The sequence below is a fragment of the Pseudomonas sp. p1(2021b) genome, from assembly GCF_020151015.1.
Taxonomy (GTDB): Bacteria; Pseudomonadota; Gammaproteobacteria; order Pseudomonadales; family Pseudomonadaceae; genus Aquipseudomonas; species Aquipseudomonas putida_K.
Genome location: NZ_CP083746.1, coordinates 2,016,779 through 2,035,267, shown reverse-complemented (window position 1 = coordinate 2,035,267; position 18,489 = coordinate 2,016,779). Strand labels below are relative to the sequence as shown.

Genomic DNA, 18,489 nt, shown 5'->3' with positions numbered 1-18,489 from the left:
TAACAAAAACCTTGAGGGTCGAGAAAAATGTGCGCGTGGGGTCGGTGGCGGTCTAGCTAGATGAGAACGGCTATATTTTGACCGCCCCCCACCCTAGCAGCACGCCACTGACGTGCCTCGAGGGCGCTTCGGGCGACCGCGCGCCATTCCGCTGACGGTCAGCCCATCAGGCCAGCAGCCTCCTCGGCCTGCTTGACCGAGTCGTGGCAGGGCTTGCACAGCGACTGCCAGTTGTCCTGGTTCCAGAACAGATCCTTGTCGCCTCGGTGCGGGACGATGTGGTCGACGATGAAGGCGGCAGTGGTTCTCCCCTGCCTGGCGCAGTAGACACAAAGCGGGTTGTCGCTCAGGTACTGTTCTCGAGCCTTCTGCCACCGGTAGTCGTAGCCTCGCTGGGAGCTGGTCATGCCGCTTCGCCAGCTACCAGGTGTCACTACCTTGACCCGAGAGCCTGCGCTCTCCTTGATGCGGGAGCCGAGCGTCTTGAGCCTGGCCATGACTAGCGCTTCCGGGGTCGGTTGAATGCGCGCCTGCCGCACCGAGCCAGGACCATGTCCTGTACCTGGTGGATAGCCATGCAGAACTCATGCTGCTCAAGCGGGTGCTCGATCGGCAGCTTCAGATACTCGTCCCAGGCGTCAGCGAGAAGCTTAGCTACCTTGGCCTCTTGCTCAGTCAGTTCGGTCTTCATTGGGCCTCCTTCCGCATACCGGCCTCGCGTGCGATATCAGAAGCACGCTCGCGCACCTCCAACACCTGGCCGTCGAACGTGTGGACGATGGCGCAGATGCCGTGCCACTGCGAGCTGGTGCCGGCCTCCTGCACGCGGGCAATGTCAGCCGGGGCCAGATAGTGCTTGCGGCGGTTGATGTCAGTCAGTTCGATCATCATGTCACCCATCTACCTTGCGTTCGGCCCAACGGCGCCCAAGCTGACGAGCCTGCTCGACACCCAGTACACCAACAAACCCGGCAGTAGCGAACGACCAGGCGATGCTGAGCCCGAACTCCTTCACGGTCAGGCCAACCACCATCACGATCAATGCACCAAGCGTTGCTTCGATCAGCTGTCGGGCCGGGCGCGTCTCCTTCCCGTCGTACTGGATTCGCAACCAAGTCAGGGCGAATGTTAGGCCCATTGCAAGGCCGTTCTCTCTCAGGGCGGTCAGTACCAACACCCAGAAGGATGGGTCTTTCTCTGGCATATGGGCCATCTCGATACCTCCCGTTACGGGGAGCTTGTGAATGGAATCAGCGGCGGTACAGCAGGCCGCCTGGGCGGAGCTCTTTGCGGATGACTTCACGGACGGGATCAGCCGCATCGATCTTGGAACGCAGCTCCAGGCCAAGATTGCTTTCAGCGATAGAGCTGGCGAGCTTGAGCAGGGCCTGGGAGACATCGCCCTTCTCAATGGCCTGCTCCATGTCGGTCTGGCCATCCTTGGTCTCACCCTTGGTCGGATCGATACCAAGGCCAACTCCAGTGCAGACGTATTGACCATTGGAGGTATTCGCCATGCGCACGGCAAATCGGTCAATCGCCGTCGAGCCCCGGGCAGATAGAAGCGCCGTACCGGGTTTCCAGTCCTCGAAGGCATTACGCAGAGCGTCGTCGCCGTCATCAGCACGACACGGTTTGGCCTCCAGCGCGCCAATGCGTTTTGCCAAGGCTTTGTCCGCCGAGGCGCGGGCACTGGCCTCTTCGACGATCTGCGCTTTGGTTGCGAACTGATCAATAGCGGCCTGGCTGACGAAAACCTGATCATCCTTGACAGCAAATGGCTGCTCGGCAGGTTGCTTGTCATCCATGCAGCGCCCGAGCCTGGCGACGACCTTGCCGTTGGCCATGATGGTCACGTCGTCAGCATTGATGGTGACGCCAGACCCGGACTGACGAGCAGCCCGCTCTGCAGCTTCCTGCTCAGTTTCAAGGCGCCGGTAAGTCAGCGTGGTGCGGATGTCCGAGCCGTCGCGGTCGAACGACATGTCCTCAGTCGAGAACTCCGCACCATCGCGATGCTCGGCGGGGATACTCATCACCTGGTTGCCGATGAACTTGTAGCGCTCGATCGCGTTGCTGGGCAGGTCGCTTTCGGACCATTCGCCTGCAGTGACGGTGATCATCTGCGGATCGCTGGGCAAAGAACCCATGGCAAAGCCGCCAAGCTTGAACACGCCGGGGTCGAGATCCAGCTCTACGGCACCATCGGCACTGGTGTACTTGCGTGCCTTGTCAGCGCGCTCGGCGAGGGCTGCATCGAGCTTTCCGGTGGTCGCCTGGACCGAGTTAAGTTCGGCGCGCAGCTCGCCAATGGTCTGTTGCAGCTTGGCCCAGGTGCTCATCAGTTTCTCCAGACAGAAAAAAGCCCCGGCATGTGCCGAGGCTTGAAATGGGTGCGGAGGGCCGGTGCTTACCCGGCTTGCTGGTCTGGCTCGCTGGGTCACGTACCCCAGACTCTCATCGCGTAGCCGATCAGGGAGCGCACGGCTTTGATCGACGCCACTACCGACTTAGCCCAGCTGCCTGGGCGTGTCATCCGCATTGATTGGTCGCGCTACTCCCTTGCGACCAAGTGCAAGCGCAATGCATGGCACTCAGCACCGCCATCTGCGCCAGCACGATGCTCGCGGATCAGGTCGAGGCCAGGGCCTACCAGGTCGATGTCACGACCTTCGGATTCTCGGATCGCCTGTAGTCGAGCGATCAACTCATCAAGAGACTTTTCCATTTTCCTTTCCTCGCAAAAAAGTAACTCTAGGCGCATCTTTTTCCTTGCTGGATTTATGCGCCTAGGGTTATAATCACCCCATCAACCACACAAGGAGACGGAGGTGCAAAGCAGGCAGTTGATCAAGGAGCTTGAAGCCGCTGGATGGGTTCTGAAACGAGTCACCGGAAGCCACCACATCTTCAAACACCCCAACAACCCAAACTCGATACCAGTGCCACACCCCAAGAAAGACCTACCGATCGGCACGGTAAAGAGCATCAAGGAACGAGCCGGGTTGAAATGACCCGGCTTCACCCTTTGCACCTCTGAAGGAGAGAACCATGCAATACCCAATCTGCATCGAGTGGGGCGACGAGAACACCGCCATCGGCATCCAGATCCCTGACATTCCAGGCGCCGTGACCGCTGGAGACACGTTCGAGGAGGCCTACGCGGCAGCCGTCGAGGTTGCCCACATCATGCTGGAAGAGATCGCCGGCAGCGGCCAGGCCATTCCCATGCCATCCAGCGCAGCGGCGCACCGTGGCAATCCCGACTTCGCGGATATGGGCTGGGGCATGCTGGAGATCGACATAACCCCATACCTGGGCAAGACCGAGAAGGTCAATGTCACCCTGCCCGGCTTCGTCATCCAGCAGATCGACCGCTATGTCCGGGATCACAACGTGAAAAGCCGTTCCTCGTTCCTGGCTGATGCCGCCATGGAAAAACTGGGACGGTAGAAACGCAAAAGCCCCGGCTGTGATGGCCAGGGCTTTATGCCTCAATCCCGGTTACGCGCAGGGATCTGAGGATGGTGGGCAATTTCGCTCATTCGCTCACCATTGTCAACCACTTCATTCGATCAGCTGCTCACGCTCAAGGATCTCGGTCACGTGGATGACAGCGCCCTCCTCCAGTTCCTCCAGGCACTTGTGGATACCCCGGCGCCAGCGGCTGCGAGTTGAGTCAGGCCGTGCCTCTGTGTCCCAGGTGTTCACGTCGTAGAACTCATCCGGCAGCACAGCAACGTCGGTCGAACGCTTGCCCTGCTTACCCTTCATCTTCGGGATGAACCACACGGTGGCGGCCTTGTAGACGAACAGCGCCGGCGCCGGCGAGCTGATGCGGGGAATGCTGCGAGCGATGGCGCTGACACGGTTGGCTTTGTGCGTCGAAAACTTGCCCACCAATACATCCCAGTGCGCAGGCGTCAGCTCACGATGCAGCAGGGCATGCAGGATGCAGTCGTAGTCGAACTGGTCGCGGGCCGAAAGCAGGGCTCGGAAACCACCGGTGCGCGGGCCGGAGTCGATCAGCTTCTGCCAGCTTTGCCGTGTCGCGTTGCTGGTGCTGTCCGCCGCCAGCACCCTGACAATCGCCGCCATGACGCCCTGATAAACCATTGGCTGGAAATCTCCCAGCATTCGGCGCGGATGGGCCGCAGTTGCGCTGCTCATCGGAACACCTCCAGATCCTCGTCCACCACCCGCACACACTCGTCGAACACCTCCTTCGGTACCCGGGCGTTCAACTCGCGCAGGATGGCCTTGTCGCGGCCCTGCCAGGCGGGGCAATTGCGCCTTGCCTCTACGCGCAAGGCCTTCATGTGCTGCATCAGGCGCTGGCGGTCGCGATTGATGTGCTTCAGCGCTGCCTTGGCGCGGTGGTACCAGTCAGGGTTGGAATATTTGCCCTCGGCAACTGCCCTGCCCTTGGCCTGGCCGATCTGGCACTCCAGGCGGATGGCGTCACGGCACAGAATTTCTTCCAGCGCCTCGCACCCAGCAAGGGTGGCCGGTAGCTCGGTCGGACCGCGCGGGGCGCTGCTGGGCACCGGGGTATTGCCAGTGGCAACAGGCTGCTCGGTGCCGACACGCTTCGTCACTCTCACCGAGACGACCGGGGTTGCAGATTTGCCAGCGCCAGCTCGTGGCCACAGATCAGAAAGTTTCATGGTGCTTGCTCCCCTTACGGTGCTTGGAGAAATTCAGGACGCGGCCCATCTCGACCTCCTCATCAGGAGGCAGGCGGTTGCCGGCGAAGTTGACGAATCGGGCGTACTGCCCTTGGCGCTGTACCAGGCAAGAGCCCTGGGGCGCTTGACGGCCCTTATCGAGGATCAGCTCGGTGACTCCCTGCTCGCCCGCCTCCGACTCCGGGTCGTGGTGCACAAGGATCACCGCGTCGGCGTCCTGCTCAATCTGGCCAGAGTCACGCAGGTCGCTGGCCTGGGGCTTCTTGCCTGGACGGCTTGCCGGGTTGCGGTTGAGCTGCGCCAGCACCAGCACTGGTACGCTCAACTCCTTGGCCAGGTTCTTCAGGGCAATGGAGACCTTGGCCACCGCGTCAGCACGGTTCTGGCTCCTCCCATCCGTGCCCACCAGCCCCAGGTAGTCGATCATCAGGATGTCGAGACCCTGCTCGCGCTGAAGCTTTCGGGCCTCCGACCGAATGGCGCTCACAGTCATGCCGGGGGTGTCGTTCAGGTACAACTGGGCGGCTTCGATCTTCGTCCCAGCGGTGCCGATGCGCTGCCACTCGTCCTCGTCCAGGCTCTTGACCTCCTCCATGCGGCGCAGGTCGACCCCGCCCTGTGAGGCGATCGTGCGGATCGTCAGCTCCTTCTCGTCCATCTCCAGGCTGAAGATCAGGCCTACGCCTGCGCCACGTATGGCCACATGGTTGACGATCTGCAGGCCAAGCATGGTCTTACCACTGCCTGGGCGCCCAGCGATCACCACCATGCTCTTGGGGCGCAGGAAGCCGATCAGCTTGTCCAGGTCGGCCAGCCCGGTGGACAGCTTCGGTGGCGCTCGGTCATCCAGCACTTCCTGCATGCCGTCGAACACCTTGGGTAGCACCTCCGCCATGCGCTTGTACCCGGCCTTTCCCGAGCTCTGCAGGTCGCGCAGGTCGGCCATGGACTGCTGGGCCTGCGCAATGATCTCGTCCGGCACCAGGCCGCTGGCCACCGACGCCTCTGCCGAGTGGCCAATGCCGATCACCTGACGGATCACGGCCCACTGCTTGACCTGTTTGGCGTAGGTCATGACGTTGGCCACCGAGGGCACGTTGTGGCTCAGGTCAGCCGCATAGGCCAGCGTGCTCTGGCCGCTTGGGAGCACGCGCTGCACGTCACCCACGGTCACTGCATCCACCGGCATACCGCGCTCGCGGCAGTCCCGGATTACGTCGAACAGCGCCGCGTTGTCGTCGTACAGGAAGTCGCCGCTGGTCATCTGGCCAACGATGTCGTCAGCCAGTGCGTGATTGCCGTCCAGCGAGGCGAGCATGATGGCGCCCAGGACGCCCTGCTCAGCCTCCGGGTATCCCAACACCAAATCCTTGGTCATGCGTCACCTCGCGCCGAAGCCCAGGTGAACAGGACAGCAGGCCCACCAGCATCGGTCAGGCGGTCGACGGCGCGGTCACCCAGGCACTTGCGCAGCCCGGCTATGCCCAGGTTGGAAATCACGATGGTCGGCATGAGCTGGCGGTACCGGGAGTCGATCACCTCGAACAGCACCTGACGCTCGAAGTCGCTCCCGTGCTGGACGCCCACCTCGTCGATCACCAGCAGATCCGGCGCCAGCAGGCTGGCATACACGTCGCGTTCGGTCTGCTCGGACTTCTTGTCGAAGGTCATCTTGATATCGCGGATGATCTCGATGGCCAGGGTGTACCGCGCCGTGGCCCCGAACTCGCGAATGACATGCTGGGCTGCAGCGCAGGCCAGGTGAGTCTTTCCGGTGCCGACATCGCCCAGCAGCATCATCGAGCGGCCCAGCTCCCAGTTGCGCTCAAACCCACAGGCGTATCCCTGGCACTCGTTCAGCGCAACAGCCTGGCCTTCGGTGTCGGCTCGGTAGTTGTCCAGGGTCGAGGCCCGGAAGCGCAACGGAATGCCAGAATCCAGCAACCTGGCGTTCGTCGCCCGGGCGCGCCGGATAGCCAGCGCGGGATTGCGGATCGCATCGTCAGCCGAGTGGACTGCATCGAACTGGCAGCGCGTGCAACCCTGCCAGAAGTGATCGCCCGAGAACGACTCGATCAGCTCGTCGGTGTAATCGCCGTGCACACGGCACAGCTCTGGTTTGTGCTCCAGAGTTTTCGGAGTGGTCATGATCTTGCTACCCGGTAAGTCCCGTCAGGCTGGCGAACCAGACCTTCGGTGTGGTCAATCTTGTCGAGGTCGGTGTGGTGCGATTGGCCTGCACCATGGCTGGTCCTCTGGTTGCCGCCGATCCTCTGGTTACGCACCCAGTTGCGCCATGTCGCATCCCAGTTGAGCTTCGTGGCGTCCTTGCCGGTCTTGGATATCCAGAAGTCCCTGAACGAATCCGCCATCACCTGGACCATTCGGTCATCAAGCTCAGGCCTTTCCGCTTTCGCCCATGCAGCCAGTTCTGGCGATAGAGCCCAGTCATCAGGCAAGCGGGTGCCGCGTTTCTTGGCGAGTGCGCTCGGCTCGTCCTGGCTTGGCGGCGCGTTAGCGGCGCACTGCTCTTGATCTTCTGGTTCTTGGTTAATGGTTAGTGGTTCTTGGTTAAGGTTATGGTTTGGTTCATCTTGGGAACCGTTTTGGTTTTCTTCTGGTTTCTTCGGGCGACCACCACGACTCCCGTTCTGCCGGCAAGCGATCGCTTTCGCGTGGTACTTCGCGATCTCCTCGTCGCATCGGCGATGGTGAAAGCCGTCATCTTCAAGCGTGAAAAACTCACCCAAGATGACCACAACAGCTTCCTCGTGGCCTGCCAGTCGCAACCTACGGATAACCGGCTTGGTTTCTTGTGGGATTGGTTTTTCGCTCTCGTAGTAGTGGTCGAGAAGGCGCCGGTAGACGCCTTCCTCCTCGACCGAGAGGTGCGCGGTATCGCGCGACCAGTCCTTGATGTTGAACTTGTAGTAATGCATGGCTCAGATGCCTAGCTCATCGCAAACGCGGCGCACGAAGGCGTCGTAGGATTCGGGCATCACATGCCCTTGTTCTTGCCTGGTCAGCCATCCCGACTTGGCCAGCTCGTAAATGCCCCAGCGCTCCGCCTCCGGCAGGTGCCGGAAGTTTGCGTAGCTCGGGTACGCCGCGGCGTTGATCGTTGCACCAGCGCGCTGCTGGAGCGCCTGGGGGGGGGGTAGACGGGCTGGTCATTGCAGCGTCTCCCCGTGGATCGTGGTGCGACGCACCGTTCGCAGCGGTGGACGCTTGGCGGGCGCAACATCCGGCACGGCGAAGCTGGCGCCGATCAGGATCATCAAGCGGCGCACTGCCGTATCGAGCTTGCGCTTGGCGCTGGAGCGGGTCTGCTTGGCCTTCAGCAAGCACTCGTAAGCATCCGCCGTATAAGCCACGACGCCGGCATAACGAGGGTCGTAGGGCCGAATGCCGCGAAAGGCCGGCTCAATCTCCCCGTGTGCACGGAAGTAGCAGGCGTACTCGTCGTTCAGCTCTTGGCGGCGACGCTTCACTGCCAGATCCGCCTGGTGGTGCTGAATCGACAGCTCAACGATCTGTGCCTCAAGCTGCTTCTTGGTGGGTTTCTTCATGGGGTCTGCCTCGCGCGAATCTTGAACCGTCCCTGGGGAATTTCTGGATGGGTGGCGCGCTCAGCCGTCTCGTAGGTGCATTCGGTCACGAACCGTTCGAACCGCTGGGTGACGGCTGGCTTGGGCCAGATAGCGAAGGGCTGCCCACCCTCGTCAGCGTGTCGGCTGCGGACGAAGGCGTATGGCAGCGGCGCACAGGTCACCTCGCGCATCACTGCATTCACCACCCAGGCCGGCAGGCCGTGGCGGCGATTGATGCGGTCGCGGATCGTAGTGATGGTTTCGAAGCCGCTGGGCACGGAGTCGAGATAGCGCACCTGTTCCAGCTTGGTGGTGCGGTCCTCGACGCGCTCCAGCGCCACCTGGTGGGCGGCCTGGCGCCGCTCGATGGCAACCAACTGGTTGGCGCTGGCGGCGATCAGTTCGGCCTGGGTCATGAAGCGGGCTTGCTGGCCCTCCAGTTCGTTCAGGCGGGCAAGCACACGGCGGCGAACGCCCTTCGACTCGCGCATGGCGACCAGCTTGCACTGATCGGCGGTGAGGCGAAGCCCTTCGGACTGGGTGTTGTTCAAATTTTGCACTACGAAAGTTTCGTAGTGCTCGCCATCAAGCTCGTCCTTGCAGCGAGCAACGAAGTCGTTATGACGAACAGAGCACTCACCGAAACCGGCGCGAGCCTCGTTGACCAGCGCCAGCAGCTCGGTGGTGTCCATGGTGGTGAAGGTGGCGGAAGGAAGGTTCATGCAGCACCTCCCACGACCCGTGCATACTCAACACTGACCGCCGCTTCATCGACAGCAGTCCTCAGCGAGGACAGAGGGACGCCACTCGCGCACGCCTCTCGCGCAAAATGGAAGAGCATCTGCACCACGACCAGTTCGGAGTAGATAGTCTGCGCGCCAGCACGCTGGTTCACCTTCGCCATCAGCTGATTGAACAGATCTTTGTTACCGTCGAGGTCGGGCGTGGCTTGGACAGCTTCATTGAGTGCCTGATGGTTCATCGGGCACCCCCTGCGCCACGTTTTGCAGCGGCAGGTTTTTGTGGCGCGGCGGGTTGCTGGCCTTCAAGGTTTCGAAGGTTTTCATCCATCTTTCGCGCCCACTCCTCGGCATTGGTCGCCCACTCCTCGGCTTGTATGGCCCCGATACCGGCCAAGCGACCTGCAGTGTCAGGCTCGGGCAGCAATTTGCTCACAGCCAGGAACATGGTCTTGAAGTCGTTGAGCTTTTCCCGCAGAACCATCAGGTCGTCGTAGGCTTCATCTGCAATATTTTGAAGGGTCTTCATTGGTCACCCCCTGCCGCATTCATCAGCTGAAGCAGCTGGTCCTGGGCTTGCTCGGCCAGCATGAACAAAGATTCGTGGAGGACGGATTCGCTGAGATGATCGAGTTGAGGAGCGAACCCGGCCTGCGTATCCCCCTTGAGGCTGTCGTTCTCCATCAGGATGGAGGCGAACCCCTCGATAACCCGAAGACGGGCCATGACCTTCTCGCCCAGGTCGCTGGTTGTTGTGCTCATTGGGTCACCTCCGCGCCACGATCTGAAGACACTTGGCTTTGTGGCGCGACCTCACCAAACACCATCGACAAACCAAGGCGCTCGGCGTAAACCGAGGCCGGAAAGTCTGCTTCACGACAGCTGATGATGATGTCGCGATGCCGGTCAGCCTGTTGCTGAAGCTCGGCCAATTCAGCAGTCGCCCTTGGATGCACGCAAACCAGGCGAGCGAATGGGTACGCCTGATGCAGCAGGTCGACGCATTCGTTTTCAAGGTCTTTCCCTGAAACTGGCGGAAGCTGAATGCCGGTATCAGGCCCGCAGATAGATATAATTGCGAACGGTTGCGTCCACTCATCAGTGGATGTCGGGTATTGCGTCCGGTTATGTCCGGTGGTATTTTTCGGGTGCATCTCGTCCTCCTACAGAACGAAGATTCAAAAAGTCCCTTGCCGGGGACGGTTAAAAAGCCCGCCTGCGAAGCGGGTTTTTTGTTGCCTGCGATTTAGCCGGACAACAAAAACTGGGGTGGGCAGACCTTCATGGCGAGGCCTGCGCACTACTGGACGGATTCACAGCCCCATCAGTGGAGCTGTTCTGATGGCAGGTTGCCGGTATCGTTACAGGCATGGTTGGCGAAGCTTCTTCATGCGATTTTTCCTCCAAAGCCCTGAAGGCCTCGGGGCGGACGACACGAAGAAACATCAGCCGAGCACGTGGAATGCCGTTCTTTTTCCATTCACTCACCGATGGCGGGCGTACCTCGCACAGCTCGGCTACGCGAAAGGTTCCGCCCAAGGCTTCAATAATCGCACTTGGGTTCATGGCTGATTTTTCCGGACAGAATCGTAGGCAAATAGTAGGTATGCCTTTCGATCCGGTCAATAGGAATACCTTATATTCATAGTGTTAGGCTAGCCTAATGAGCACACTTCAAGAACGTTTGCGCCAGATAATGGCCGGTCCCCCCAAAGTATCGCAGGCCGCTTTAGCTCGGGCTTGTGGCATAAAGCCGCCTTCCGTGAACGACTGGATTTCTGGAAAAACCAAAACCATCGAAGGGCAAAATCTTTTGCTTGCAGCCGAATTCCTTGGGGTCACCCCCAAGTGGCTGGCTACGGGTAGGGGGCCAATCCGAAAAGCATCCAGCCTGCCTGAAGGCTCCAATGTGGAAGCCGCTCTACAACCCATCCGATCCTTCTCTTATCCAGAGATAAGCTGGGTGCAAGCGGGCATTGCCAGGGAGGCGATCGAGATGGGTAACATCGCACTCTGTCCCCAGCACACCTCTGACGTTTGGGCTGGAGAGGATGCATTTTGGCTCAGAGTCACCGGAGACTCGATGACCGCGCCATCTGGAAACCCTTCATTCCCTGAAGGTTTTTTGATCCTGGTGGCGCCAGATATCGAGCCTAGAGCTGGGCAATTCGTGGTTGCAAGAATGATCAGCACCAACGAGGCAACCTTCAAGCAGCTAACTCGAGATGCCGGGGAGCTTTACCTGAAGCCTCTGAACCCCGCGTACCCAACCAGGTCCGTTGACGACGATTGGGAGATCGTGGGCACCGTGGTGGATGGCAAAATGCCGAAATCGGTGTTCTTGTAGAGGCCTGCGCACGCGCCCTAACAAGCACGAAGAGTATGAAGCCCGCCTTGAGCGGGCTTTTTCATGGCCTGGAAAAATAAATTAGGCATACCTATTTACATTTAAATAAGGCAAGCCTCATATCCCCTCCATCGAAGCGAGCAACCTCATTCGTTAAAGTCTTCATAAGCAAGGAGTCATCACCATGGCCGCAGCAACATCGATCACCATCGGCAACTGGCAAGGATTCCTTGGCCGCGGCCTTGCCGAGCGTGAGCTGCAATGCGTGCTTGGGGTGGCTCAGGGGAAGACAAGCAAGGAATTGGCGCGTGACCTAGGCGTGCAGGCTGATAGCGTGAAAAAGCGTCTCTCGGCAGCAATGTTCAAGCTCCAGGTGAATCGCCGGGCGGCGCTGGTCGGCGAGGCGATGCGGCGCGGTCTGATCTCGCCGGCCGCAATCCTGGCCGCGATCTTGGCAGTCCACGGCGCGGTCAGCGATGAGGTGCTGCTGAAGGTTCGTCGGGGCGGCGGCGGCGAACGCCGGGTTGAGCTTCGCGTTGCGGCTCGGCGGGTTGAGCAATACCAGGTGGCGGCGTAGCAGCGGCGAGCGCCTTCTATGAGGGCGCTGTCCGGTGCGGAAGCATCATTCGGCATGGCCAGGTACCGCTTGGCAAGGCGTGCCAAGCCATGGCGTGGCGAGGGCTGACAGCAGCGTACAGCCACTTCGATGTTGAGGTGGCTGTGCGGTGACCAAGCCCAGGTTTGATGATTGGAGACAAGAATGAATCTGCAAGTGACCACGTTCCGCGGCGAAGCAAGGATCGACAGCCGCCTGATCGCCATGGACCTGGGCAACAACCATAAGAACACGCTCGAGCTGATCGAGCGGTACGAGCCGAAGTTTCATCGGTTCGGCTTGCTTCCGTTTCAAACGGAGGCAAGACCGAAAGGCCAGCACGGTGGCGGGGACATCAAATTCGCGCTGCTCAACGAAGACCAGAGTTACTTCCTTCTCTCGCTCTCTCGCAACAGCGAGATCGTCGTCGATCTCAAGGCCGATCTGGTCATGGCTTTCCGCGAGGCTCGCAACAAGGAAGCCGTCTCCAACCTGCAGTACCTGCCTCTCTACAAGGAAATGCATGACGAGGTTAAGGCTCTGGCGCTGCGCGCAGAAGAACGTGGCAGTACGACCCCTGAGCGAATTTTCCACATCAACGCCAACAAGGCGATTAATTCGGCCATGGGCATCGCCAGTGGCGCGCGCGACAGCCTGACGCTTGACCAGCAGCTCCTGCTCACAACCTTGCAGGCGGTGTTCCGCAACCAGCTCAAGGCGAGCCTGGATGCGGGAGAGGGACACAAGGAAGCAGCCAAGAAAGCGAAGGATGCCGCCGTCGAATTCGTCAAACACGCCGGGAAGCTTCTTGTTGGAAGCTCCTAGCCGACTGCACCTGACCTAACCCATCCAGTTTTTGCGAAAGCCAACTAACGCGGCAGGCCTCTGCTCGCCCTGGAGAAAGTAATGAACCTACCCCCGATTCGAACACTGGACCTGCTGATTGTCCTGATCAGCGCCCTGCTCTACTTGGCCGTTTCGCTGGCTGTTCTGCGCTACATCGCGCCAGCCCTGATTAGCAGCCAATCCGACGGCCTGGTCATGATCGGCTTCGCCCTCCTCGGCGTCTGGCTGGTCGTCTCGATGCTGCTGGCCAACCACCTGATCAACAAACGCCGCGCTCCCGCGGCAAACACCAAAGAGGAAGACCAATGAAGCGTTTACTCGCTGCTGCATCGCTGTGCCTGCTAGCCGCCCTGGGCGGCTGCTCCAAAGTTCCCGCTGGTAACGTCGGGGTGATCGTCAACCTGTACGGCTCCGAGAAGGGCGTGGAACTGAAGGAGGTCGGTACCGGCCGCTACTGGGTAGGGATCAACGAAGAGCTGTACCTGTTCCCGACGTTCACCCAGACCGAAACCTGGACAGGCGACGAAACCATCACCTTCCAGACCGTAGAGGGCATGAAGGTGGGCGGCGACGTTGGCATCACCTACTCGGTCGCGCCGGACAAGGTGACCACGCTGTTCCAGAAGTACCGCGCTGGTATCGACGAGATCACCAACAAGTTCCTGCGCAACATGGTGCGCGATGCTTTCAACGATGTGGCCTCCAAGCTGCCGGTGGAAAGCGTCTATGGCGCCGGGAAGGCTGACCTGCTGGTGGCCGTGGAGCAACGTGTCCGCGCTCAGGTAGCCCCAATCGGCATCAACCTCGAGCGCATCTACTACGCCTCTGACCTGGCCCTGCCGCCGCAGGTAACCGCCAGCCTGAACGCCAAGATCCAGGCCACCCAGATGGCTGAGCAGCGCCGCAACGAAGTGGCTCAGGCTAAGGCCGAGGCTGACAAGGAGCGCGCCCGCGCCCAGGGCGAAGCCGATGCCAAGCTGCTGATCGCCCAGGCCGATGCCAAGGCGATCGAAGTCCGCGCTCAGGCCCTGCGCGCCAACCCTGATGTGGTGACCCTGAACGCCGTGGAGAAGTGGGACGGCAAGCTACCCACCTACACCGGTGGCCAGGCACCCCTGCCGTTCATTGGCATCAAGTGATCACAAAGGGGTGGTGGTCACTACCACCCCTCCCCTACAGGAGTTTGAACATGCTCTGCCTCACTCGACGCATTGGCGAACGCATCGTCATCGGCGACGGAATCACCGTACAGGTACTGCAAATCACCGGCGGCATTGTGCGCCTGGGCGTTGTGGCGCCAGCAGGCGTTCCCGTCGACCGTGAAGAAATCCGCAAACGCAAAAATAAGGAGCCCCGTCATGGCCTTTGAATACGATAGCCGCACCGCTGACAAATTCGTCGTTCGTTTGCCTGACGGCATGCGCGACCAGGTAGCCGCTGCCGCCAGCGCTGATGATCGATCGATGAACTCGCTGATCATCACGGCAATCCGGAACGAACTGGAAGGCCGCGCCCGCGCCAACGCGATCATTGACGCGCTCATCAATGCAGCGGAAGCCAAGGGGGTTAGCCATGACGCAGCCTGAACGTATCACCCTGGTGCTGCGCCCCGTAGATGGCGGCTCACTGGCCCCCATCCTGCCCTTCCTGAAACTTGGCGATGAGTTCCAGGCGGAAGGGTTCACGGCCGTTATCGCTGGAGTCAGCGAGGGTGACCTGCAAGAGCACCTGGCCGTACAGGATCGTCGTCTTTCGATCATTAGCCGCAAGGCAACTGAGTATGCCTGCCAATCGATTCCGACGGGTCGTGAATGCCGCTTCGGAGACGAGATCGCAGCACTTGCCTGTATCGGGGATGTGGAAAAAGGAGGCGCAGCCTTCGACATCGACGAGCACGTCCGCATGGCTGCCGATGCGCGCCGGTACCGCTGGCTGCGTGACCGTGAGCGCATTGAAGATCCCGACGAAGACCTGCTGGTGGTGCGCGGCGATAACTGGCTATCCGGCGAAGAACTGGATCAGGAGATTGACACCGCCCTGCGCGTGCAAACCATGCAGCAGCAGGCGGTGCAGGAGCATCAGCCATGACCATCACCACAACCGACACCCGCTGCTATACGGACCACCTGGCAACTGAACTTGGTCACTTAGGCCAGCGCCTGGTGAGTTTCGGCCAAGCTTTGCAGAGCCCGAATACCACCGTGGCCGAGCTGCAAGCGCTGGCCAAGTCCTGCGGCATCAAGCTGCACATGCGTGCCGTTGCTGAATCGGGAGAGCAGCCATGCTGATGAAGCCCGAACACGTCCGCCGGCTTACCGAGCTGGCCAACCGCGGCAATGTGGAGCCGCTGATCTCCCTGATCATAGCCAGGCGAGCTGCGCGTCACTTGTGCGCCGAGCGCGAGCACGACCGCGCCTACTATGCCAAGCACATCAAGGCTGCGAAGGCTGGCCTACCGTTCACTACCAGCAAGGTGAAGGCTCTTGAGGTCGAGAAGGAAGCTCGACGCGCAAGTCGCAGGAAAAACTTTATCGCCATAGCTGATTGGCTGCATCGGGCAGACGACTACCTGACCATTGCACATGGGATGGAGGCCATCCTTGATGTTCTTGCGGTCAACTCAGTGCATCGCGATGAGGCAGCGGAATGCGCATGCAAGGCTCGCTCTACCCTGTCGGGGATTGCGTTCGTGGCCGGGCTTGAGGACAGCGCCAGTACTCGATCCGGTCGCAATCAGCCTGACTTCAAGGATGGTCCGCTGTTCAACGCCTATATGCGCCAGTTCGAGCAAATCCTGCTCGACAACCCCGACTTGCTGCCAGACCCGTTCGCGCCAGGCGGGCCGTTCTACGGTGTACCGACCTACCACCCACAGCCCGACGGCAGCATGGCTCGCCAGAGCGCACCTCTGGTGGTGCATGACACCCAGGGAAGCCGGATCGTTACGCGCAAGATTGAGGTGAGCAAATGAAGCGCCGAGCAATCAACCCCGCCGCCCTCCCCGCCATCGGCCAGCCCCTCGGCGGCGGCTTCTTCGCCGGTCGGATCTTCTTCGGCGGTGCCGAGCACGCCCTTATCGATGCCGGTCGCGAGTTCGAGGCTGTTGCCCAGTGGTGGGAGCAGCCAGGGCCGCGCGTGAATGTCCGTGGCGCCCTGTCATTTCATGACGGCATGACGAATACCCGCGCCATGGCCGAAGCCGGCAGCGCGATCGCCCGCAAGGTGCTGGGCATGACCATCCGGGGCCAGGGCGGATGGCACCTACCGAGTATCGAGCAACTGCAGGTCATGCGGGCGAACCTTCTGCAGTTGCCTGACTGGGAGAAATACTGGCCCGCTAGTCGCTCTGGCGGCCCGGCCCAGGCCTTCACCCACATGGAATATTGGTCTAGCACGCAGAACTCCGCCGGCAGTTCCTGGTGCCTGCACATGCGGCCATGGTGCACACCGACCACCAACTGGGCCAGCAAGAGCAAGGGCATTCGCCCGGTGCGCACGCTGCTGATCAGCCAGGAAGCGTTCGTGCATCCAGCGGCGACCGATGCGAAGGGTCCGGAAAATTTTCCGGAGGCTGACCTGCGCGGCCTGGCCAATGAGCAGGCGGTGGCCACCGTGCTCGAGCGGTTCGTAAATGAGGACGCCGGCAAGTTCTATGGGCGCACCGATGCGCTGGTGGCGGAACTGGCCGCACTGGCAGGAGGCCGGGAATGAGCTTTGATACGAGCGAGCTCAAGAAAGCGGCTGAAGCTTGTGACGTGACGAAGTGTGCGGATGAAGCGGAATGGGATCGCCGATTCAGTGAATTCCTCAGCGAGTGCGACCCAGACGTCACGTTGGCTATGCTCGCTGAGATCGAGCATTTGAAGGCAGTTGCACAGCGCGAAATCGAGGTCGCAGGTGAGCGCGCCAAGGAAGTGTGTGGCGCCAGAATGACGCTGCATGCCTTGAGCGTGGAGCGCGACCAGCTTAAGGCCGAGAGCGAGGCGCTGCGCAAGGATGCCGAGAACTGGCAAACAGTTCGGCGCGCAATGGACCAGCTCAAATCGGACGAGCAGGGTGCCGCAATCTGGTCGGCGTGCTCGCGAATCCTCATCACCATATCCAGCGACCTGAATTCTGCGCGCAGCGTCGTCATTGAAGAGGGGGTGACCAAGGATGGGCTTGAGATTGGCGACTGGCGAGTGACTGTCGAGCGTCTTGGCATGCCAGAGAGTGCTGACGTGACAGACCAGCGTGACAACCAGAACCTGACGCGTCACGCGTCGAATGACAATGTCGATTGAGGCTCAGCCATGGCTAAAGTTATAGCTCAGATCACCGCCAGCCTACCCAGGCTCATGGAGGTGGGCGAGTACCGGAAACTGCGCTACGCCGGCGGTAAGCCGAGCTTGCAGCAGCTGAAGAAATGGATTGATGAGGGGGAGTTGGCGGGTGAAGTCCGCGGTGGGATGTATTTCGTAAACCTCCAGGACGCCGTTATCGGCTCGAACGACCCACTCTTGGCTCAGATGCTGGATATTTGAAATGGCACCACGACCGCGCAGCCCGAAGAACAGAACGCTCCCGCCCAACCTGTACCCAAACGGGAAGTACTGGCGGTACAAGAACCCGATCACCGGGAAGATGACCAGCATCAACAAGCCGTATGAGGACGCCGTGCGCCTGGCAAAAGCTGCCAACGCCAAGCTGGCCTTCCTGATGACCGACAACGGCGAAATGCTGGCAACCATCACAGGCGACCGCCTACCGACTATCGGCGCCCTGATCGACCGCTTCGAAGCCGAATGGCTCCCCGAGCGCGGCTATGCGCGCTCGTCACTGGACGAGATCGGCTACAAGCTCAAGCGCTACCGGACGGATATCGGGCACCTGCTGGTAGGCCAGTTCGACGTTCTTGCCGCCGCCGAGTACCTCGACCAATTCAGCAACAACGCCTACACGAAGCACCGCAGCCTGCTCGTCAGCCTACTTAACTTCGCGATCGCCAAGGGCATGGTGGAGCGCAACGCCGCCGACATGACGCTGCTCAAGAAGGAAGCGAAGAAGAAGCGCCAGCGCCATACCCTGGAGGGCGTTCAGAAGATCCTCAATGCCGATACCACGCCAAGCTGGCTCAAGCGCGCCATCAGGCTGGGCCTGACCAGCTTGCAGCGCCGCGAAGATATCGTGACTTGGAAGAAGTCGGCTGTGGACCTGATCAAGAACACCATCAGGGTGTCGCCAGGCAAGACCGACAACTACGACACGCCGATCCACCTGCAGATCGTCATGGGCAAGGCGCTGCGCGAGACGGTGAACGAGTGCTTCCGATCGCCAATCATTTCACCCCTCCTCATCCATTACCGCCCGAAGGCGCGCCGTCAGGACCAGATCGACGCGAAAGAGCACTGGACGGCAGTTACTCCGGATTACCTGTCCAAAAGCTTCAGGAAGGCCAGGGACGCTGCGAAGGCCTACGACCACCTCGAATTCGAAGAGCGACCAACGTTCCACGAGATCCGGGCCTTGGGCGCCTGGCTGTACGAACAACAGAATTTTTCGACTGAATACGTCCAGTTGCTGATGGGACACGCCACCGCCGAGATGACAGAGCGGTATCAAGACGGGCACGCACCGAAGGAAATTCAGTACGTCGAAGTGAAGGCTGATCTGGCTATCTGACGAACGGCAAGCGCCCGCACAG

Annotated in this window: 34 protein-coding genes; 16 read left to right on the top strand and 18 right to left on the bottom strand. The window is 60.6% G+C overall.

The window, feature by feature from the left end; genetic code table 11:
- Positions 1–158: 158 nt before the first annotated feature.
- From K8374_RS09565 to K8374_RS09540, 6 genes are all read right to left on the bottom strand, one after another.
- The gene (locus K8374_RS09565; protein WP_224458815.1) at positions 159–497 is read right to left on the bottom strand and encodes an HNH endonuclease; all 339 of its coding nucleotides are present in this window, start codon (positions 495–497) and stop codon (positions 159–161) included.
- Between the two features lie 2 nt (positions 498–499).
- Positions 500–691, bottom strand: a complete 192-nt coding sequence (locus tag K8374_RS09560; RefSeq protein WP_224458814.1) for a hypothetical protein — start codon at positions 689–691, stop codon at positions 500–502.
- Positions 688–891 (bottom strand): hypothetical protein, encoded by a 204-nt coding sequence (locus K8374_RS09555; RefSeq protein WP_224458813.1) that lies wholly within the window; start codon positions 889–891, stop codon positions 688–690. The genes K8374_RS09560 and K8374_RS09555 overlap by 4 nt, the downstream gene beginning before the upstream one ends.
- A 1-nt stretch (position 892) precedes the next feature.
- Positions 893–1,213, bottom strand: a complete 321-nt coding sequence (locus tag K8374_RS09550; protein WP_224458812.1) for a phage holin family protein — start codon at positions 1,211–1,213, stop codon at positions 893–895.
- Positions 1,214–1,250: 37 nt separating this feature from the next.
- The gene (locus K8374_RS09545) at positions 1,251–2,342 is read right to left on the bottom strand and encodes a hypothetical protein (RefSeq protein WP_224458811.1); all 1,092 of its coding nucleotides are present in this window, start codon (positions 2,340–2,342) and stop codon (positions 1,251–1,253) included.
- A 212-nt stretch (positions 2,343–2,554) separates the two neighbouring features.
- Complete coding sequence (locus K8374_RS09540; RefSeq protein ID WP_224458810.1) at positions 2,555–2,728, bottom strand: hypothetical protein; 174 nt, start codon at positions 2,726–2,728, stop codon at positions 2,555–2,557.
- 103 nt (positions 2,729–2,831) lie between these two features.
- Between K8374_RS09540 and K8374_RS09535 the strand changes: the two genes are divergently transcribed.
- A complete protein-coding gene (locus tag K8374_RS09535) occupies positions 2,832–3,014 on the top strand; it encodes a type II toxin-antitoxin system HicA family toxin (RefSeq protein WP_016715573.1) in 183 nt (60 codons plus the stop codon).
- Positions 3,015–3,051: 37 nt separating this feature from the next.
- A complete protein-coding gene (locus tag K8374_RS09530; RefSeq protein ID WP_224458809.1) occupies positions 3,052–3,453 on the top strand; it encodes a type II toxin-antitoxin system HicB family antitoxin in 402 nt (133 codons plus the stop codon).
- Between the two features lie 114 nt (positions 3,454–3,567).
- Here the strand turns inward: K8374_RS09530 and K8374_RS09525 are convergent, their stop codons facing one another.
- From K8374_RS09525 to K8374_RS09470, 12 genes are all read right to left on the bottom strand, one after another.
- On the bottom strand, positions 3,568–4,170 hold the full coding sequence (locus K8374_RS09525; RefSeq protein ID WP_224458808.1) for a hypothetical protein: 603 nt from the start codon (positions 4,168–4,170) through the stop codon (positions 3,568–3,570).
- On the bottom strand, positions 4,167–4,667 hold the full coding sequence (locus tag K8374_RS09520; RefSeq protein ID WP_224458807.1) for a hypothetical protein: 501 nt from the start codon (positions 4,665–4,667) through the stop codon (positions 4,167–4,169). The genes K8374_RS09525 and K8374_RS09520 overlap by 4 nt, the downstream gene beginning before the upstream one ends.
- Positions 4,654–6,066, bottom strand: coding sequence for a replicative DNA helicase (locus K8374_RS09515; RefSeq protein ID WP_224458806.1), 1,413 nt, complete (start codon positions 6,064–6,066; stop codon positions 4,654–4,656). The genes K8374_RS09520 and K8374_RS09515 overlap by 14 nt, the downstream gene beginning before the upstream one ends.
- The gene (locus K8374_RS09510; protein ID WP_102082673.1) at positions 6,063–6,836 is read right to left on the bottom strand and encodes an ATP-binding protein; all 774 of its coding nucleotides are present in this window, start codon (positions 6,834–6,836) and stop codon (positions 6,063–6,065) included. The genes K8374_RS09515 and K8374_RS09510 overlap by 4 nt, the downstream gene beginning before the upstream one ends.
- Positions 6,833–7,627 carry a YdaU family protein gene (locus tag K8374_RS09505; RefSeq protein ID WP_224458805.1) on the bottom strand — a complete coding sequence of 265 codons (795 nt, stop codon included), beginning with the start codon at positions 7,625–7,627 and terminating at the stop codon, positions 6,833–6,835. Before K8374_RS09505 ends, K8374_RS09510 begins: the two co-directional genes overlap by 4 nt.
- 231 nt (positions 7,628–7,858) lie before the next feature.
- Entirely contained in the window at positions 7,859–8,257 is a 399-nt protein-coding gene (locus K8374_RS09500) for a hypothetical protein (protein ID WP_223625146.1), read from the bottom strand.
- Entirely contained in the window at positions 8,254–9,000 is a 747-nt protein-coding gene (locus K8374_RS09495; protein ID WP_224458804.1) for a phage antirepressor, read from the bottom strand. Before K8374_RS09495 ends, K8374_RS09500 begins: the two co-directional genes overlap by 4 nt.
- Positions 8,997–9,260 (bottom strand): hypothetical protein, encoded by a 264-nt coding sequence (locus tag K8374_RS09490; protein ID WP_224458803.1) that lies wholly within the window; start codon positions 9,258–9,260, stop codon positions 8,997–8,999. Before K8374_RS09490 ends, K8374_RS09495 begins: the two co-directional genes overlap by 4 nt.
- Positions 9,257–9,547 carry a hypothetical protein gene (locus K8374_RS09485; RefSeq protein WP_224458802.1) on the bottom strand — a complete coding sequence of 97 codons (291 nt, stop codon included), beginning with the start codon at positions 9,545–9,547 and terminating at the stop codon, positions 9,257–9,259. Before K8374_RS09485 ends, K8374_RS09490 begins: the two co-directional genes overlap by 4 nt.
- Positions 9,544–9,780 (bottom strand): hypothetical protein, encoded by a 237-nt coding sequence (locus tag K8374_RS09480; protein WP_224458801.1) that lies wholly within the window; start codon positions 9,778–9,780, stop codon positions 9,544–9,546. The genes K8374_RS09485 and K8374_RS09480 overlap by 4 nt, the downstream gene beginning before the upstream one ends.
- Positions 9,777–10,172 carry a hypothetical protein gene (locus K8374_RS09475; RefSeq protein WP_224458800.1) on the bottom strand — a complete coding sequence of 132 codons (396 nt, stop codon included), beginning with the start codon at positions 10,170–10,172 and terminating at the stop codon, positions 9,777–9,779. The genes K8374_RS09480 and K8374_RS09475 overlap by 4 nt, the downstream gene beginning before the upstream one ends.
- Before the next feature lie 127 nt (positions 10,173–10,299).
- The gene (locus K8374_RS09470; RefSeq protein WP_224458799.1) at positions 10,300–10,584 is read right to left on the bottom strand and encodes a helix-turn-helix domain-containing protein; all 285 of its coding nucleotides are present in this window, start codon (positions 10,582–10,584) and stop codon (positions 10,300–10,302) included.
- 97 nt (positions 10,585–10,681) lie between these two features.
- Here K8374_RS09470 and K8374_RS09465 point away from each other — a divergent pair, with 97 nt between their 5' ends.
- The 14 genes from K8374_RS09465 (at position 10,682) to K8374_RS09400 (ending at position 18,467) form a co-directional block, all read left to right on the top strand.
- Positions 10,682–11,365: a LexA family protein gene (locus K8374_RS09465; protein ID WP_224458798.1), complete on the top strand. Its 684-nt coding sequence runs from the start codon at positions 10,682–10,684 to the stop codon at positions 11,363–11,365.
- A gap of 184 nt (positions 11,366–11,549) precedes the next feature.
- Positions 11,550–11,942, top strand: coding sequence for a response regulator transcription factor (locus K8374_RS09460; RefSeq protein ID WP_224458797.1), 393 nt, complete (start codon positions 11,550–11,552; stop codon positions 11,940–11,942).
- A gap of 183 nt (positions 11,943–12,125) precedes the next feature.
- Positions 12,126–12,785, top strand: coding sequence for a Rha family transcriptional regulator (locus K8374_RS09455; protein WP_224458796.1), 660 nt, complete (start codon positions 12,126–12,128; stop codon positions 12,783–12,785).
- 81 nt (positions 12,786–12,866) lie between these two features.
- Complete coding sequence (locus tag K8374_RS09450; RefSeq protein WP_224458795.1) at positions 12,867–13,115, top strand: hypothetical protein; 249 nt, start codon at positions 12,867–12,869, stop codon at positions 13,113–13,115.
- Positions 13,112–13,945, top strand: a complete 834-nt coding sequence (locus K8374_RS09445) for an SPFH domain-containing protein (protein WP_224458794.1) — start codon at positions 13,112–13,114, stop codon at positions 13,943–13,945. Before K8374_RS09450 ends, K8374_RS09445 begins: the two co-directional genes overlap by 4 nt.
- Before the next feature lie 50 nt (positions 13,946–13,995).
- The gene (locus tag K8374_RS09440) at positions 13,996–14,175 is read left to right on the top strand and encodes a carbon storage regulator (RefSeq protein ID WP_224458793.1); all 180 of its coding nucleotides are present in this window, start codon (positions 13,996–13,998) and stop codon (positions 14,173–14,175) included.
- On the top strand, positions 14,165–14,392 hold the full coding sequence (locus K8374_RS09435) for an Arc family DNA-binding protein (RefSeq protein WP_224458792.1): 228 nt from the start codon (positions 14,165–14,167) through the stop codon (positions 14,390–14,392). Before K8374_RS09440 ends, K8374_RS09435 begins: the two co-directional genes overlap by 11 nt.
- Positions 14,379–14,894: a hypothetical protein gene (locus K8374_RS09430; protein ID WP_224458791.1), complete on the top strand. Its 516-nt coding sequence runs from the start codon at positions 14,379–14,381 to the stop codon at positions 14,892–14,894. The genes K8374_RS09435 and K8374_RS09430 overlap by 14 nt, the downstream gene beginning before the upstream one ends.
- Positions 14,891–15,094, top strand: coding sequence for a hypothetical protein (locus K8374_RS09425; protein ID WP_224458790.1), 204 nt, complete (start codon positions 14,891–14,893; stop codon positions 15,092–15,094). The genes K8374_RS09430 and K8374_RS09425 overlap by 4 nt, the downstream gene beginning before the upstream one ends.
- Complete coding sequence (locus K8374_RS09420) at positions 15,088–15,777, top strand: hypothetical protein (protein ID WP_224458789.1); 690 nt, start codon at positions 15,088–15,090, stop codon at positions 15,775–15,777. Before K8374_RS09425 ends, K8374_RS09420 begins: the two co-directional genes overlap by 7 nt.
- The gene (locus K8374_RS09415; protein ID WP_224458788.1) at positions 15,774–16,517 is read left to right on the top strand and encodes a DUF1566 domain-containing protein; all 744 of its coding nucleotides are present in this window, start codon (positions 15,774–15,776) and stop codon (positions 16,515–16,517) included. Before K8374_RS09420 ends, K8374_RS09415 begins: the two co-directional genes overlap by 4 nt.
- Positions 16,514–17,089, top strand: coding sequence for a hypothetical protein (locus tag K8374_RS09410; RefSeq protein WP_224458787.1), 576 nt, complete (start codon positions 16,514–16,516; stop codon positions 17,087–17,089). Before K8374_RS09415 ends, K8374_RS09410 begins: the two co-directional genes overlap by 4 nt.
- A gap of 9 nt (positions 17,090–17,098) precedes the next feature.
- Complete coding sequence (locus K8374_RS09405) at positions 17,099–17,329, top strand: hypothetical protein (RefSeq protein ID WP_224458786.1); 231 nt, start codon at positions 17,099–17,101, stop codon at positions 17,327–17,329.
- 1 nt (position 17,330) lies between these two features.
- On the top strand, positions 17,331–18,467 hold the full coding sequence (locus K8374_RS09400) for a tyrosine-type recombinase/integrase (RefSeq protein WP_224458785.1): 1,137 nt from the start codon (positions 17,331–17,333) through the stop codon (positions 18,465–18,467).
- Positions 18,468–18,489: the final 22 nt, after the last annotated feature.